Origin of the sequence: Cytobacillus dafuensis, from assembly GCF_007995155.1 — a bacterium.
Lineage (GTDB): Bacteria > Bacillota > Bacilli > Bacillales > Cytobacillaceae > Cytobacillus > Cytobacillus dafuensis.
Genome location: NZ_CP042593.1, coordinates 2,855,058 through 2,871,392, shown reverse-complemented (window position 1 = coordinate 2,871,392; position 16,335 = coordinate 2,855,058). Strand labels below are relative to the sequence as shown.

The window sequence follows — 16,335 nt, the reverse complement described above, 5'->3', positions numbered from 1 at the left end:
GGGAGTGGAGAATTCTTCAGTTGATATGAAGGAGATTTGTGATCTTTATCATAAGCGTCTATTCCATGTAGCTTACGGTATTACACGAGATTATTATCTAGCTCAAGATGTTGTGCAGGAGACACTCATTAAGGCTTACCTAAAAATCAACACGATTCAAGAAAAAGAGAAAATAGGTGCCTGGCTTTCTGCAATTGCAACAAGAACTGCGATTGACTTTATCCGAAAGGAAAGGAAAACGAATGAAAATATTGAAGCATATGCGGATTTAGACAATGCCCAAATAAAAATGAATCATAATGTAGAAGAGGAAGTGGAGATCAATCTCCTCAATGAAAAAATCAACGATTGCATAAACTCCCTCTCTATTGATCAAAAAAGGGTTTTTATGCTAAAAATTAGACATGGTTTGAAGGAAAGAGAGATAGCAGAGCTGCTAGAATTAAATCAAAATACCGTCAAGACTAAATTATATCGGGTACGCAAGTATTTGAAGCAAATGCTAGTGGAAAAGGACTTGGCATAGAAGGATTAAAAGGGTTCAATCGGAATGATGATATTCCAATTGAGCCCTTTATTTATATAATTCTATTATCTTTCACAAGCGATTAAGTCACCATCACGGTCTTTTGATTGATTTGCGTCATACAGTTCTTTTGAAATATGTGGTTTATACTTTGTTTTTCCACCTTTATTTTTAGCAGAAGCTGTTTTAGCGACTCCTCCTGCATAATCTTTATTCAGCTCTTTACAATTCTGATATTTTTTTGCCATTATTGGAGATTTTGCATCAACAGTACTAGTATTGGCGCTGTAGGAAAAACCAATAGCTAATAAAGCTGAAAGGAAAATAGTACCTATTTTTTTCATAAATATTCTCCTTTTATATTATATTTTTACCAATACATCATACTATATATAGTCAGAATATTCAAAGACTAATAGATTATTTGTTTTTCATTATCACTTTAAGCAGCTGGAAGATATGGGCTTCAAACGATGTTTGAGGGTCACGCTATGGAAAATGCAACCGTTAATGAGCGATAAAAAAAGTCCTTTTAGAATTTCCATTATCAAAAGATTGAAGGAGGAAAACTAGATGACAATAACAATCGGAAAAATATTTGACTTAACAGTAGAAAAATATCCGAACAAGGAAGCTTTATATGATGTGAAAAAGAATTTAAGATTCACTTTTAAAGAGTGGAGTCTTGAAGTGAATAAGCTAGCCAATGCATTTTTGCTAGAAGGTGTTAAAAAAGGGGATATCGTTTCAACCTATTTATTCAACACTGAGGAATTAGCAACTGTATTTTTTGCCTGTGCAAAAATAGGTGCCATATTTAATCCGATTAATTTCCGTTTGATGTCTGAAGAAGTCGCATATATTCTTACAGATGCACAACCAAAGATTGTCATTTATGAAAAAATGCTTGAAGCAGGTATTTGTCCGATTACTACACGTTTTCCTCAAACATCCTTCTTGGCGATAGATGGTGATGTTCCTTCATATGCTGCAAGCTATAAAGAGAAAGTATCTGCAGCTCCAATATCTGAACTAAAGACAGAAATACATGAAGATGATGTCTATGCAATTATGTATACGAGCGGTACAACCGGCAGGCCAAAAGGAGTTGTTCACCGTCACCGCGAAATGGTTGAGCAGAGCTTAATTTGTATTAGTGCGACAAAACTAGATAAAAATGATAATGGGCTCGTTATAGCACCGATGTTTCATTGTGCTGAATTACACGTTGCGTTTTTACCACGTGTACATGTCGGTGCAAAAAGTACGATACTCCATCATTTTGACCCTAAAATAGTGCTTCAATTAATTAATGATGAGAAAATTACAAAGTTCTTTGCAGCACCAACAATGTGGAATATGCTGCTACAAGAAAATCTTGAGGTATATCAGCTAGAAAGCTTAAAGCTAGGACTTTATGGAGCGGCTCCAATGGCGCCAACACTCGTCAAGGCATGTAGAGAAAAATTAGGAATTCAACTCGTTCAGGCTTATGGTATGACGGAAATGGGTCCAGCAATTTCATTTCTGACAGAAGATGATCAGATTAGGAAAGCCGGCTCGGCCGGTCAAGCTTGCCTAAATCATGAAATTAGAATTGTTCGGCCAAGAGAGGATGGTCCTTCAGAGCCAAATGATATTGTTCCGATTGGAGAGTCAGGAGAAATAATTGTAAAAGGTCCTTGCATGATGAGCGGATATTATAATAGAACAGAAGCTACCAAGAATGCGTTATATCGTGGCTGGTATTATTCTGGAGACATTGGCTACCTTGATGATGAAGGATATCTATGGGTGAAAGACCGAGTAGATGACATGATTATTAGCGGGGGAGAGAATATTTACCCTCGAGAAGTAGAAGATGTTCTTTATACACATAGTGGTGTCTTGGATGTAGCAGTCATTGGTCAGCCAGACGATCAATGGGGAGAGACAGTAACGGCATTCGTGGTGAAAAAAGATCAAAGTCTTTCGGAAAAGGATCTCGACGATTGCTGTAAAAATAGTATGGAGCTGGCTAATTACAAGAGACCACGAAAATATATTTTTTGCGATGTTCTACCTAGAAATGCGAGTGGAAAAATTCAAAAATTCATGCTCAGAAAGCAGCTTGAAGAATTATTTTAAAATGAACAACAATAGTATAGATACCGATTTATGATTGAAAAGTATCGGTTATTCCGGTGCTTTTTTTAGCTAATAAGAAAGTTTATGTTTATTAACGTACTAAAGTAAAGTGTGTGTTCAATTAAATATCTGCTAATAAGATCGCATAAGTAAAACTAAGGCATTCGCCAAAAAGGACTAGGCGAACGCCAAGTTTTTCTAATTAATTTATGTATTGCTTAATCAAGTAAGGAAAAAAGTGTTATAATCTTTATTGGCTAGTAAAAAAGTTACGTTTTTTTAACGTACTAAAGTGAATGAGTAGTTATTATAATATTATTGCTAGATAGCGCATATGTAAAACTATAGCCTTCGCCAGAATAGATTTAACGAAGGCGAAGTTTTTTAATAATTATTGGGTGAAAATAACATAATTACATATGATTAAGAAAATGAATTAGGAGAGAAAAATGCCAGTGCGAATAAAAAAAGCAATCCCAAACATGCTTACACTTGGAAACTTATATTGTGGTTTTTTGTCTATTGGATTTGCGGCAAACGGCCAGTTTAACAATGCAGCTATATTAATTTTAATCGGTATGATGCTGGACAGTATGGACGGTAGACTTGCTAGAATGTTAAATGCTGACAGTCAATTAGGGAAAGAACTGGACTCATTGGCCGATATCGTTACTTTTGGAGTGGCTCCATCATTTTTAATTTTTTATACATATTTTTTTCAATTTGGGATGATAGGATTTTTCGTCGCAGGATTATTCCCATTATTCGGGGCATATCGCTTGGCAAGGTTTAACATTAGTTCAACTAAATCCTCGATGAACTATTTTGTTGGTGTACCTATAACCGCGGCTGGTGGAATTTTAGCTATTCTTACTTTATTTGGAGATAAAATACCTCAAATAATCACAACAGTTGTTTTTACAGGAATGTGTTTTTTAATGGTAAGCAAAATTAGAATCCCGAGCCTAAAAGAAATTCCTTTACCAAAGTACGGTACAATCGTTACAATCTTTCTCGGCTGTCTGCTTTATATTATTTACGAAACAGGTACACATGGTCAGTTTCCATATTTAATTTATATTGCTGCTCCGCTGTATATTGCTTATTTAGCCTATCGATTTGTAAAAGGCAAGAATAAAAAACATGAATGACCATTAATTTTTAACAGTAATTAATAATGAACTGATCGTAGAGAGTGAGACATTTTTGTCTCACTCTTATTTATTTTGATAATAATTTCTATTATCTATTTCCACATATTATTTTTAAAAAATAATTTGCAGAAAATTAAATTATTGACTAATAAAATTATTCATATTATTCTAATAAATATGTTATGCATACAGTATACCGTCGACGAAGAGGGGAGTATATGACAAAGAAAATTATTAGAAGAGATACTTTGTTAGATCAGGTTTATGAATATTTACGAGATCAAATTGTTACAGGTGGAATTGAACCAGGTCAGAGATTGATAGAAGAGAAAATTGCTGAAGAACTAGGGGTCAGCCGCAGTCCGGTTCGTGAGGCCATTCGGAGGTTAGAAAAGGATGGACTAGTTGTTGAACAGCTCCAAGGTGGAGTCACAGTATATAATCCAACAATAAAAGATTATCAATTCTTATATGAATGTAGAATCGAGCTTGAGCCACTAGCTGCCATGTATGCTGCCGAAAGAAGGACTGAAAAACATATAGAAGAGATGGAATACATATTAAATATTTCAGCAGTTGAGGTAAAAGAAAACAATATGAAAAAAATTCACGAATTAAATCAAAGATTTCACCAAATTATTGTGGAATCGAGCGAAAACCCTTTCTTAATTAAAATGATTACTGAGTTGAGGGGAGTTATAAGTTTTTATAGAAGCACCATTTTAGAAATTAATCCTATGAGAAAAGAAACGGCCCTTAGGGATCATTACAATATTTTTCTTGCGATTAAAGAGAAAAACAAGGAAAAAGCCAAACAAAATATGAGGAAGCATCTTGAAGCAGATTATCAGCTTTACTTAGGATAAACGGCGGTAAATGCAAGCATTCCTCAGATTTAAGCTTCAATTATGTAAAGCGGAAAAATAGCAGCTAGGAGGGAGAAGATTAAATTGGCAAAAAAAATGCCTCTTGAAGGTATAAGAGTATTAGAGTTAGGTAATTTAGTTGCAGCGCCTTTTGCAGGTAAAATATTCGCAGAATTTGGGGCGGAAGTTATAAAAGTGGAAGAGCCAAAAAAAGGAGACCCACTCAGAAATTGGAGAATCATGCATGGAGATAATTCAGTTTGGTGGTATGTCCAAGCAAGAAATAAAAAATCAATTACCATTAATTTACGAGATCAACAAGGGCAGGAAATAGTAAAAAAGCTTGCTGGTGAAGTAGATGTTGTTCTAGAAAATTTTCGCCCAGGTACGTTGGAGAAATGGGGAATTGGCTACGAGCACTTAAGTGAAATTAACCCAAGTCTGATAATGACAAGAATATCTGGTTATGGCCAAACGGGACCTAATAGCCACAAGCCTGGTTTCGGAAGTGTCGCTGAAGCGTTTGGAGGTTTAAGATTTTTAACTGGTTATCCTGATAGACCACCTGTAAGAGTTGGAATTGCAATAGGAGATTTAGTTGCAGGACTTTATGCTGTTATCGGAACAATTATGGCGGTAAGAGCACGTGACAATGATCCTGAGAAGAAAGGCCAGCTAATTGATGTTGCGCTATATGAGGCTGTCTTTAGTTTATTAGAAGGAATCCTTCCGGAATACGATTTAACAGGATTAATCCGTGAAAGAACTGGTAGTACTTTACCTGGCATAGCACCATCGAATACCTATGAATGTGCTGACGGTAAGTATTTAGTCATTGGGGCTAATGGTGATAGTATTTTTCAGCGATTAATGAAAACGATGGGGAGAGAAGATTTAGCAAATGATCCAAAGTTAGCAAACAATCAAGGGCGTGCTGACAATGTTGAGTTCATTGACAAAACAATTGAAGAATGGACTAAACAACGTCCCCTTAAAGAAGTTCAAAAATTACTAGATGATGCTTCAGTACCGGTAGGCCCGATTTATAGTATTAAGGATATTGTTAAAGATGAACAATTTAAGTCTAGAAAAATGCTGGAACCAATCGAACTTCCGACTGGCGAAACAGTACTAGCACCTGGCGTAGTGCCTAAATTATCAGAAACTCCTGGTAATCTGAAATGGATTGGCCCTACTCTAGGTGAGCATAACGATGAAATTTTTAAAGATTTAATTAATATGGATGCTAATGAAATTGCGAAATTAAAGCAGTCGGGGGTTATATAAATGGAGAAGGTTTCCATTATTGAGGTTAGTCCTCGCGATGGTTTGCAAAATGATCCGGTATTTATACCAACCGTTAAGAAAAGTAAATTGATCTATTTATTAGCTGAAGCTGGTATTAATCATATCGAAGCAAGCTCATTTGTTCATCCTATGAAAGTTCCTCAAATGGCAGATGCTGAAGAAGTGATTAAATCATGTGCTGTACTAAATGATATTGAAATCACTGCCCTTATTCCGAATGTAAAAGGCTTTGAGCGTGCAACGAAATTCCCAATTAACGAAGTGAACTGGGTAACTGCTGCTACCGAAACATTCAATCAGCGCAATATTGGGATAAGCATTGAAGATAATTTTAAAGAGTTTACTAAATTAAAAGATAAAATCGATCAGACCAAAATGAAAATGTGCTTTTCAATAGCAGTTAGCTTTGGCTGTCCTTATGAAGGTAACGTGAATCCAGATGTAGTTCTAAAATTAGTAGAGCGAGCAGTAGAAGCAGGTGCTGATCGGATTGGTATTGCAGATACGATTGGTATCGCCGATCCAGAGCAAACTTTTCGATTGCTTTCTCGTGTATTAGAAGTAACTGGGAAGACACCTGTTGCTATTCACCTTCACGATACGAGAGGTCTTGGTCTTACAAACGCATACGCGGCATTTAATGCAGGCGTTAGAATTTTCGAAACGTCAGCTAGTGGGATTGGCGGCTGCCCTTTTGCACCTGGAGCAGCAGGGAATCTCGCTACAGAAGATTTAGTTTATATGTTTAATAGAATGTCGATAGATACCGGAATAAATTTTGAACGTTTATTGGAAGCAGCTGACTATGCAGCAAGTTTATCAAGTAAAACCCCACTTGGAAGAATACGCCAAGTAGTAAGGAAAAAAATAATATAAGGGTTGGGATTAGGATGAAAAAATTAACAGCAAGCATTTTAGCTTTGTTTCTTGTAATGGGAATCTTAGCAGCTTGTGGAGGACAAGTGTCAAAAGAACCTGCATCATCTTCAGGGGAAAGCGGAGCAGAAAATGGTGGAGATGGATATGAAAAAGCAACAATCAGATTAGCATATAACCTGCCACAGGATCACCATATTGCAGTTGGTATTGAAGAATTTGCAAAGAAAGTGACTGAAAAATCTGGCGGTAAAGTAAATGTCCAAGTTTATCCAGCTGGACAGCTTTTAAGTGACAAAGAAATGAACCAATCTATTTTAACAGGCGGAGTTGAAATGGGTGTGAACTCTTCAACTTTATGGGCTTCTACAGTTCCTGCAATGGGAATTTTTGATGTTCCTTACATTTTTCCTAACTATGAAGCAGCCGGTAATGCACTTTCTGGAGAAATGGGAAACAAGCTTAAAGAAGCAATGGAAGAAAAAGGTGCAAAAGTTTTATTTTTTGCAGACTATGGTTATGCGCAGTTTGTTAATAATGTTAGACCGCTAAAAAAGCCTGAGGATTTCAAAGGACTAAAAATTAGAAGTATTGGTGATATCCCTTCAGAATTAATTAAAGCTTACGGTGGTTCTCCAGTATTTATGGGTGGTGGAGAAGTATACATGGCATTACAGCGTAACACAGTTGATGGTGCAACATCTGGAACAACTGCCATGGTGCAAAGAAAATACGATGAAGTTGTAAAATATTTAACTATTAATAATTATTCATACTTAGAATTTATATTAGCTGTCAATAAAAAATACTGGGATAACCTTCCGGAAAAAACACAAAAGCTAATCGAGGAAACTGCCTCAGAAACAGAACAATGGATTCGTGAACAGGCAAAAGCAGAAGATGCAAAAACAGCAAAAGAATTAGAAGAAAAAGGCATGGAAGTTTATGTTGTCCCTGAATCCGAGCTTCAAGTATGGAAGGATGCTGCAAAACCTGTTTATGATATTTTCCTAGACCAATCAGGTGATCTCGGGAAAGAACTACTTGATCTTGTGGAAACAGGTAATTAAAAGAAAATTAAGGATGAAGATTTAAAAACGAACATCAACTGTACGGGGATTCTCTCCCCGAAGGTTGAAGTTTTAAATCAATATGGTGTGACGTCTTAAGTTGGAGGCAATAATGAATTTTTTAAAATTACTTTATAAAAACATAGACAGGATGATTCGTTTAGGAGGATTCATTTCTGGAATTTTTATTGTACTGATCACAGGAATGATCTTTTATGAGGTGCTTTCACGTGCATTCTTTAATTCTCCAACTGTATTTGCTACAGAATTATCAATTTATTCACTCATTGGGAGCTGTTTTATCGGGAGTGGCTATGCGTTAAGAACATTTTCCCATATTACAGTAGACTTAGTTATAAATATAGTATCAGACAAAGTGAAAACTATTTTGGCAATATTATCAAATTTTCTAGGATTGCTTTTTAGTGTCATTTTCACATGGTATGGAATTCATCATGTCCAGAGTACTTACACATTAGGTGTTACGTCTTCATCTTTGTTAAGGGTTCCCATGTATTTGCCTGAATTGCTGCTTCCAATCGGTGGAATTTTACTTTGTTTCGCTTTTGTATTACAGATAGTAGATTGTTTTAACAAGAAAGGAGAGCCTCAGGCATGAATCTATTTTTTCTTGGTGGAATGGGAACTCTCCTATTAATCGGTTTACCAGTTGCTTTTACTCTTGGACTTTTGGCAATCGGAGGAATGTACTTTTTTAATGGAGGTACATTTGCCTTCATGCAGATTCCTATTATCTCTTATAAAGCATTAGATTCCTTTGAACTGACTGCCTTACCATTATACGTATTGATGAGTCAGATATTATTAGTCTGCGGTGTTGGAAAAGACTTATACGAAATGGCTAGCAGATGGTTTAGGCATTTACCAGGGGGACTTGCAGTTGCTACCATTTTCTGCTGTACAATATTTTCAGCCATCTCTGGCTCTAGTGTCGCAACAGCAGTAACGGTAGGTTCAGTTGCTCTTCCAGAAATGGTGAAGCGAGGTTATACGAAGAAATATGTTCTAGGCCTTCTTGCAGCGGGTGGAACTTTAGGAATATTAATTCCTCCAAGTGTTCCGATGATTCTTTATGGAAATATAACAGGGGAATCTGTAGGAAAGCTTTTTATTGCGGGGATTGTTCCTGGTATATTACTAACATTATTGTTTACAATATTTGCTTCATGGCAAACACGACACATCAAAGATAAACCAGCAACTTGGCCTGAAAGATTTGAAGCTTCAAAGAAGGCAATATGGGGTCTGATTTTACCAATTATTATTATCGGCGGTATTTATACTGGAATATTTACTCCAACAGAGGCTGCTGCAGTTGGTGTAGTTATCAGTTTGTTAATAGGTGGACTTGCCTACCGTAATTTAACGATTAAAAATATGAAGGAAATATTATTTTCGACTGTACAAACGAATGCAATGATCCTTTTCATAATCGTTGGTGCGATGCTGCTTGGTTTTATTCTAACTGTTCTTAGAATTCCACAATCGATAACAGAATTTACTACATCTTGGGATGTCTCACCATGGATTATCTTTATTTTAATTAACATCGTTCTACTCATATTAGGATGTTTCTTAGAAACGGTATCAATTATTGTAATAACAGTACCAATTCTGTATCCAATTATCACAGCGCTTGGCTTTGATCCAATATGGTTTGCTATTATTTTGGTAATCAATATGGAATTAGCACTCATTACACCTCCTGTCGGATTGAATTTATTTGTGCTAAAAGGAGTCGATCGGACAACCTCGATTTCGGAAATTGTAAAGGGTGTTTATCCATATGCGATTATCATGATATTATTTATCGTTGTTCTAGCATTTTTCCCGGAAATCGCAACGTATTTAACAGATACAGGTAAAGTGAAATAATGGTAAGTTAATTGACCAAAGGCCGTTTTTATTTGCAAAAGGGATAAAAAAAGAAAGAATGAGGGGATTATGCTTCTCATTCTTTCTTTATCCGCAATCACGTAACATCTTAGTCATCTCCTTACATAAATAATACAAACATTAGTTCTTAAGTCAACTTGAAACAGAACGTTAGTTCGTGTAAAATATTTATTAATAAAGGAGGACTGCAGCATGAATCGATTACTGGTGAGTGCATTTGAAGAGGGATTTCCTGTTGAAATTATTTATTGTAATAGGGATAATAAATTTTCAAAAAGAACTATCTTGGTAAAAGGTATCAATGAGAATTATATAAAAGCCTTTTGTATGACTAAGAAACAAGCTAGGATATTTAAACTAGAATCGATTCTTGCTGTGGCTAGAATAAGAAAAACCGCCTCCTAAGAGACGGTTATTTTTATTCTTTTAATGCATCGTGCATCCAAAATTGATCTGCAACTTCTTTAAAATTATTATAGTCAAAGTTTTTCCACTCAATCTTATTAAAAGTATCTTTTGTTAAAGTAATTTTAATCACATTTTCGTCAGTTGTGTTCGCATAAGAATTAACTAAAGGTAATTGCCAAAACAAAGCGACTTCCTCAACTTCTTCATTTTTAAACACTTTTTGAAACACTACTCCACTATTCATTAACAGGCCCTTAACAGTCATTTCTGAAGTAAGGTTTTCATCCCCATTAAGAGTAATAAGAATAATTTTATCTCCCTCAGCTTCGGTTCCAGCATGGTCATTTACCTCCACTTCCACTATCCTGTCTTTTTTTATGTTGGTCCTTGCACCGAGATTATTTGTGATTATATTTCTTACCTTCATTAAAGTATTAATCTGCTCTTCTTGTTCTGCTAATATCTTATCCTCTTCTTCAAGGCTTTTTATCTTAGCCTCGGCCACTTCCTCAGATTTCCCTTTCTCATCCTCATTTACTTCTTCCTTTTGTTGATCAACTGGTTCTCCTCCAGAGTAATGAGTGCAAGCTGTTAAAAGGGCAGCTATTGCAAATATAAGTAATAACTTCTTCAAGGTTCATCCTCCCACTTCACTAGATTATCAATCAATATACCTAACATACGTGATAGCTTTACAGATTGAATAAAATCGGGATGAGCATGGTTGTTCACCCATCTTGAGAATTCAGTCAAGTGATCACCCTCAAACCTTTAATAACATTCAACAAAAGAAGGGAAAATCCTACAAAATAAAACAATTTTTTAATTAATCAACTCTTGAATTATTAAGTTTACTAGATGTAAGAAAGGGGTGAGTGTAATCAAGATTTTTCATGTTGCTGTTAATAGTTCCACGGCTGAAACGGAAGCCCTTAGAAAAGTAAGGCCACAAAGATTATTATTGTCGTATTTCTATTTTCGTAATAAGCCATTGAAACAGTTTGTTGAAAAGCTTGGTTACAGTCCCGAAATTATGTTGGATAGTGGGGCTTACTCAGCTTGGACTAAAGGAAAAGGAATTGCTCTCACTGATTATATGAAATACATCGAAGAAAACAGGGAATATATCACAAACTTTATCAATCTTGATGTATTCGGTGATAACGAAATGAGCTTTGATTACTTCATGATTCTAAAGAAAAAGGGCTTTTCTCCAATACCTGTTGTCCAGTATGGTGACGATCATGAAGAATGGCTCCATAAATATTATAACCTCGGAGAAAGGTTTATAGCTTTGGGTGGAACGGTACCAATAAAAAACAAATGGGAAGTATCTGAATGGGTACGACTGCTTGCATGGCAATATCCAGAGATAAAGTTTCATTTGCTCGGTAGTAGCAGCCGTCAGAATATTAACCACTGTGACATGTACAGCTGTGATTCAAGCACCTGGTTTATGCAAGCAATAATGGGGAAACCAAATCATATTAAAGGTACTTCGAGAATAGCAAAGATAGAACGAGCTGCATATAAATTGAAAAAAGAATTGGAACTTGTTGTTTAAAGAAACAAAAGAGTAAAAATGTTTTAAAAAAAATAAGTGATAGCTTATCAAAGCTACCACTTATCAATACTGATATTTAACTAGCTACTAGTACTGACTTTGCTTATTAGTATTCCAGCCCATTATATAAGATAGCAGTGAGACAACAATCTTTAAAATTATGAGAATTACAAAAGGGCCTAAAATAATTGCTAAGTTTGTAAATAAAGATAATTTATCACCCATGTCAACTGCATAATTTAAAACGTAAAAATACAATATTATTGATGCTGGAATTAATACTACTTTTGCTAATCTTGTTTTTATTGTGTTTCCGAAGAAGTTAACTATAAATGAAACAAGAACAAAAAGTGAAAAACTATTTAATATAGCCATAATCAAGAACATGAAAAATCCTCCAAATGTATAGTGCTTAATTCCTATTAAATCATATTAAATAAATATTTTCACTATGAGTTTTAATAAAAAGTATTTGTCTAGAAACATTTTAAGCATTATGTAGTGCGCCCATAAGGGCAGATAAGAATTCGCTGTGTGGCAACAGCGTAGGTTAAAATTCACAATCTATACCTATCATCAATCATCTTATCCGAAAGGGAAACCAGACGGGGAGTGTAGCATGATGAATAATGCTATAAGTTGGCGAGATTCTACGTCACGACTGAATGGCTAGATGAAATATGTAAATAAGGAAGAAAGCTATACTGCTTGAATGATAGTCTAAGGACGATGATGCTTGCGCATGAAGAATGGAATCTGAAACTTCATGAGAATATGGGGGAGGTGTTGGAACACTGCACCAAACCAAGTGAATCATATTCTTCCATCTACCATCAGTAGAAACAGACGAAAGTCATTTCCGACATTACAATAAGCTATGTTTTTTATCTGTCTAAATGGGGATTACCTAAGTTGGAAAGCCTTCTGAGGCTATGATAGTTGTATCTGAATATCCAATAGGGTAACGGAGTTTCCGTAGTAGTCTGAGATAGGGAAAGCCTATTACATGGCGAAGGGAAACAGTTTGTCGAGTTTGATACGAAAATGGGTCAATGCGGGAGGCATTATGAGAAATCCAATATTAGTGTTAAACACTCTATCTTCCAAAGCGAAAATAAAAGGATATCAATTTGAACGCTTGTATAGGAATCTATACAATCCTGAATTTTTTCTCAAAGCTTATGGGAAAATATATGCCAAAACAGGGAATATGACTGCTGGTTCTGATGGAAAGACAATTGATGGTATGAGCATGGAAAGAATTGAACGTATTATCGAGAGTCTAAGAAATCAAACCTATAGTCCAGTGCCTGCCAAACGTGTGTATATTCCCAAGAGTAACGGAGGAAAAAGACCCCTAGGAATTCCGTCTTTTGAAGATAAGCTCGTTCAAGAGGTAGTTAGAAACTTATTGGAAGAGATATATGAATCTGCTTTTTCACCCAATTCACATGGATTTAGACCAAGAAGAAGCTGTCACACAGCACTTCTACAATGTAAAAATACTTTAACACATACAAAGTGGTTTGTAGAAGGTGACATCAAAGGATTCTTTGATAATATTGACCACCATATTTTAATAAACATTCTTCGCAAAAGAATAAAGGACGAAAAGTTTATCAATCTAATATGGAAGTTCTTAAAAGCTGGCTATCTTGAGGATTGGAAATTTCACCAAACATACAGTGGAACCCCACAAGGTGGGATAATCAGCCCAATATTATCTAATATCTATTTAAACGAATTGGACACTTATATCGAGGAATATAAAGCTTCCTTCGATAAAGGAACCAAAAGAGCAGCTAATAAGGAGTACATGAAAATAAGCAAAAAAATACATGAACTCAAGAAAACACTTCACAACGAATGGCAAAATCTCACAGAAGAAAATAGGTTTGATTACAAAAAGGAAATCAAAAACCTGTACAACTTACGAGGTACTATGCGGAGAACGGTTCAGAATGACCCTAATTTCCGAAGAATGCAGTACGTAAGATATGCCGATGATTTCCTTATAGGAATTATAGGAAGTAAACAGGACGCCGAAAAGGTTAAGGAAGACCTAACAAGATATCTAAAGGAAAAGCTTAACTTAGAGCTATCACAAGAGAAAACCCTAATTACCCATAACAAGAAGAAAGCACGTTTCTTAGGATATGACATCATGATTTCGCAGGATGAATCCCTCAAAGGAGGTACTTTCAAGGGTAAGAAAATTACTCGCAAATCTGCAAAAGGTAAATGCTATCTCAGTCTACCTAGAGAGAAATGGATTAACAAATTATTATCTCTAGGTGCGCTTAGAGTGTCCTTCGGACATATCTGGAAGCCAATACACCGTACCTACTTAAGTAATCTTGAAGATATTGAAATAATTAGTAAGTACAACAGCGAAATTGAAGGACTATATAATTATTACAGAATGGCTTTCAATGTTAGCAATCTTCATAGCTTTTATTATGTAATGAAACTTAGCTTTCTTAGAACAATGGCCCAGAAATATAAGTCATCGGTTGGTAAAATGGCTAGTAAATACAGAGTTCACAAGGACTTGGGCGTAAAATTTGAAACCAAACAGGGTGTTAAAATCCGACTATTTTATAGTAAAGGTTTTAAATACAACCTATCCGTTTTAAGAGTAGAAGGAATGGATTTTAGAGAGCAAACAGCTATGTACGGTGGAAGGACTAGCTTAGTAGAGCGCCTACTTGCGAATAAATGTGAATGGTGCGGAGCTGAGAACGTTCCCATCGAAGTTCACCATGTGAGGAAAATAAAAGACCTTAAAGGCAAAAAGTTATGGGAGCAAAACATGATAGCGAGAAGAAGAAAAACCATGTCACTGTGTAAAGAGTGCCATGTAGACTTACACGCTGGAAGATTAGATTGACAAATGGAGAGCCGTATACATCGAGAGGTGTACGTACGGTTCGGAGGAGAGCGTTTGGAAACCTATCATAGCAATATGACAAGGCGCTGGGCGCTTATCCTACTCGTAGTTGACATAAAAAGCGATGCATTATTAAATCTAGACGGCTGCCTAAGGCAGCCGGATAACAAGCTAGTTCTAATTTAGTGGGTAATCATAACGTATGAAACCTTTATGATGTGCTATCTTGTCATAGAGAGCACGAGCAGTAGTATTATCCTCGCGAGTTTGCCAATAGAGCTTAGAAGCTTGATGTTCGCAAGCATATTCAGCTACCTGCTTAATTAGTCCACGAGCTACACCATGACCGCGAGCAGTTTCATCTACGAAGAGGTCTTGTAAGTAACATGCTTTTTCCATCCAGATTGTGCGATGAAATAGGAAGTGGGTAAAACCGATCAAATTTCCTTGAAGGTATGCTCCTAAACCGAAAATTTCATCTTCATTTAACAAGCACTCCCAAACCTCATCGTAACTCTTGTCTGGGAGCTCTGTTTCGTAAAATGCTTTATAGCTCCTTGCCAAGACATTCCATCGACTACGATCATTAGCTTTGAGTGGTGCTATTTCAATTACAATTTGTTCGTTCGTTATTTTTGCCATCTGGTATCTTCCTCCAATTTGTAGGGTTTAGCGATATTCAAAATTATCCTAAGCCTTATGTACTAATCCAAATTAAATAAATATGGATATAATTTATTGAAGTTAATTGCGTATTTCGAAGATTTGGCGAAACAAAATGATAGCTTAGTTTCTTTTTAAACTATAAGGGAAGTTTAATGAAAAAACAAAAGGTAGAGGGGAACCTCTACCTTTACCTTATATTAACTTTAGATGCAGTATAGGATATGGACGTCCAGAAGAATCTGTTTCTGTTTCATTTACTATTAAAAAGCCATTATTTATATAGAATTTAGTTGCATTTTTATTGTCTTTATTTACATCAACTGTCTTAATATCAAAGTCTTTAATTAATGAATAAATAATAGCTTTACCGTATCCTTTACCTGTTTTATTTGGTTTTAAGAATAACATTTCTAAATGTTGTTTATTTACAGCAGAAAAACCGATTAAATCATCTTTTTCATACCATAACTGGATATTAAGATGTTGGAAATATGAGGGTATTTCTTTTTTTATCTCTACTCTATCCGTATCTGTTAAAAAGTGATGAGTAGCTAAAACCGACTCTTCCCATATGTTCAAAATAGTAACATAATCTTTCTGATTTGCTTTTCTATATATCATGAATATCTCTCCTTTAGTCTTAAATTAACAACTCCTTCCCCATAAGGAATTTATAATTTTCATGTTATATAGCCATGAACTTATTTGGTTCATTAATAAAACCTCCATTAAACATTTAATTAATTATTTTATAAGATCTTTATTATTTATTCAACAAACGAGGGCTATAGGTTAAGTAGTGAACAAAAGGTAGGAGGTGTTAATTTGGTTAGACTGCAAACGCAGTAACAACTAAGCAGAATGAATAAATAACCTAAATGCCGTATGAAGATTTTGAATGGTTAATCAGATATACCGAAGAAGGTCTAAAGATTAAAAGTGGTTTAAGGATAACAATGCATG

18 protein-coding genes are annotated in these 16,335 nt (G+C 35.4%); 13 read left to right on the top strand and 5 right to left on the bottom strand.

Annotation, left to right across the window (positions count from 1 at the left end):
* Positions 1 to 4 precede the first annotated feature (4 nt).
* Complete coding sequence (locus tag FSZ17_RS13575; protein ID WP_228460208.1) at positions 5 to 526, top strand: RNA polymerase sigma factor; 522 nt, start codon at positions 5 to 7, stop codon at positions 524 to 526.
* Between the two features lie 65 nt (positions 527 to 591).
* On the opposite strand, the gene FSZ17_RS13570 is transcribed toward FSZ17_RS13575, so the two are convergent.
* The gene (locus tag FSZ17_RS13570) at positions 592 to 870 is read right to left on the bottom strand and encodes an excalibur calcium-binding domain-containing protein (RefSeq protein ID WP_057770909.1); all 279 of its coding nucleotides are present in this window, start codon (positions 868 to 870) and stop codon (positions 592 to 594) included.
* Positions 871 to 1,099: 229 nt separating this feature from the next.
* Here FSZ17_RS13570 and FSZ17_RS13565 point away from each other — a divergent pair, with 229 nt between their 5' ends.
* From FSZ17_RS13565 to FSZ17_RS13525, 9 genes are all read left to right on the top strand, one after another.
* Positions 1,100 to 2,653, top strand: coding sequence for a fatty acid--CoA ligase (locus FSZ17_RS13565; RefSeq protein ID WP_057770906.1), 1,554 nt, complete (start codon positions 1,100 to 1,102; stop codon positions 2,651 to 2,653).
* A gap of 455 nt (positions 2,654 to 3,108) precedes the next feature.
* Positions 3,109 to 3,804: a CDP-diacylglycerol--serine O-phosphatidyltransferase gene (gene pssA / locus FSZ17_RS13560; protein ID WP_057771519.1), complete on the top strand. Its 696-nt coding sequence runs from the start codon at positions 3,109 to 3,111 to the stop codon at positions 3,802 to 3,804.
* Positions 3,805 to 4,025: 221 nt separating this feature from the next.
* Complete coding sequence (locus FSZ17_RS13555; RefSeq protein WP_057770905.1) at positions 4,026 to 4,673, top strand: GntR family transcriptional regulator; 648 nt, start codon at positions 4,026 to 4,028, stop codon at positions 4,671 to 4,673.
* A gap of 84 nt (positions 4,674 to 4,757) precedes the next feature.
* Positions 4,758 to 5,960: a CaiB/BaiF CoA transferase family protein gene (locus tag FSZ17_RS13550; protein WP_057770903.1), complete on the top strand. Its 1,203-nt coding sequence runs from the start codon at positions 4,758 to 4,760 to the stop codon at positions 5,958 to 5,960.
* Complete coding sequence (locus FSZ17_RS13545) at positions 5,961 to 6,857, top strand: hydroxymethylglutaryl-CoA lyase (RefSeq protein WP_057770901.1); 897 nt, start codon at positions 5,961 to 5,963, stop codon at positions 6,855 to 6,857.
* 14 nt (positions 6,858 to 6,871) lie between these two features.
* Positions 6,872 to 7,927, top strand: coding sequence for a TRAP transporter substrate-binding protein (locus FSZ17_RS13540; RefSeq protein ID WP_057770899.1), 1,056 nt, complete (start codon positions 6,872 to 6,874; stop codon positions 7,925 to 7,927).
* A 112-nt stretch (positions 7,928 to 8,039) separates the two neighbouring features.
* On the top strand, positions 8,040 to 8,546 hold the full coding sequence (locus FSZ17_RS13535) for a TRAP transporter small permease (protein ID WP_057770897.1): 507 nt from the start codon (positions 8,040 to 8,042) through the stop codon (positions 8,544 to 8,546).
* Entirely contained in the window at positions 8,543 to 9,823 is a 1,281-nt protein-coding gene (locus tag FSZ17_RS13530) for a TRAP transporter large permease (RefSeq protein WP_057770895.1), read from the top strand. The genes FSZ17_RS13535 and FSZ17_RS13530 overlap by 4 nt, the downstream gene beginning before the upstream one ends.
* 213 nt (positions 9,824 to 10,036) lie before the next feature.
* The gene (locus FSZ17_RS13525) at positions 10,037 to 10,249 is read left to right on the top strand and encodes a hypothetical protein (RefSeq protein ID WP_057770893.1); all 213 of its coding nucleotides are present in this window, start codon (positions 10,037 to 10,039) and stop codon (positions 10,247 to 10,249) included.
* A gap of 13 nt (positions 10,250 to 10,262) precedes the next feature.
* Here the strand turns inward: FSZ17_RS13525 and FSZ17_RS13520 are convergent, their stop codons facing one another.
* Positions 10,263 to 10,886: a putative periplasmic lipoprotein gene (locus FSZ17_RS13520; RefSeq protein WP_057770891.1), complete on the bottom strand. Its 624-nt coding sequence runs from the start codon at positions 10,884 to 10,886 to the stop codon at positions 10,263 to 10,265.
* 237 nt (positions 10,887 to 11,123) lie between these two features.
* Between FSZ17_RS13520 and FSZ17_RS13515 the strand changes: the two genes are divergently transcribed.
* Positions 11,124 to 11,816 (top strand): hypothetical protein, encoded by a 693-nt coding sequence (locus tag FSZ17_RS13515; RefSeq protein ID WP_057770889.1) that lies wholly within the window; start codon positions 11,124 to 11,126, stop codon positions 11,814 to 11,816.
* A gap of 87 nt (positions 11,817 to 11,903) precedes the next feature.
* Here FSZ17_RS13515 and FSZ17_RS13510 read toward each other — a convergent pair whose 3' ends face one another.
* The gene (locus FSZ17_RS13510) at positions 11,904 to 12,203 is read right to left on the bottom strand and encodes a hypothetical protein (RefSeq protein ID WP_057770887.1); all 300 of its coding nucleotides are present in this window, start codon (positions 12,201 to 12,203) and stop codon (positions 11,904 to 11,906) included.
* A 679-nt stretch (positions 12,204 to 12,882) separates the two neighbouring features.
* On the opposite strand from FSZ17_RS13510, the gene FSZ17_RS13505 reads away from it, so the two are divergent.
* Positions 12,883 to 14,706 (top strand): reverse transcriptase/maturase family protein, encoded by a 1,824-nt coding sequence (locus FSZ17_RS13505; protein WP_057770885.1) that lies wholly within the window; start codon positions 12,883 to 12,885, stop codon positions 14,704 to 14,706.
* Between the two features lie 54 nt (positions 14,707 to 14,760).
* A complete protein-coding gene (locus FSZ17_RS23935; RefSeq protein ID WP_267128883.1) occupies positions 14,761 to 14,892 on the top strand; it encodes a hypothetical protein in 132 nt (43 codons plus the stop codon).
* Here FSZ17_RS23935 and FSZ17_RS13495 read toward each other — a convergent pair.
* Positions 14,884 to 15,348, bottom strand: coding sequence for a GNAT family N-acetyltransferase (locus FSZ17_RS13495; protein WP_057770883.1), 465 nt, complete (start codon positions 15,346 to 15,348; stop codon positions 14,884 to 14,886). The genes FSZ17_RS23935 and FSZ17_RS13495 overlap by 9 nt on opposite strands.
* Before the next feature lie 216 nt (positions 15,349 to 15,564).
* A complete protein-coding gene (locus FSZ17_RS13490; RefSeq protein ID WP_057770881.1) occupies positions 15,565 to 15,993 on the bottom strand; it encodes a GNAT family N-acetyltransferase in 429 nt (142 codons plus the stop codon).
* Between the last annotated feature and the right edge of the window lie 342 nt (positions 15,994 to 16,335).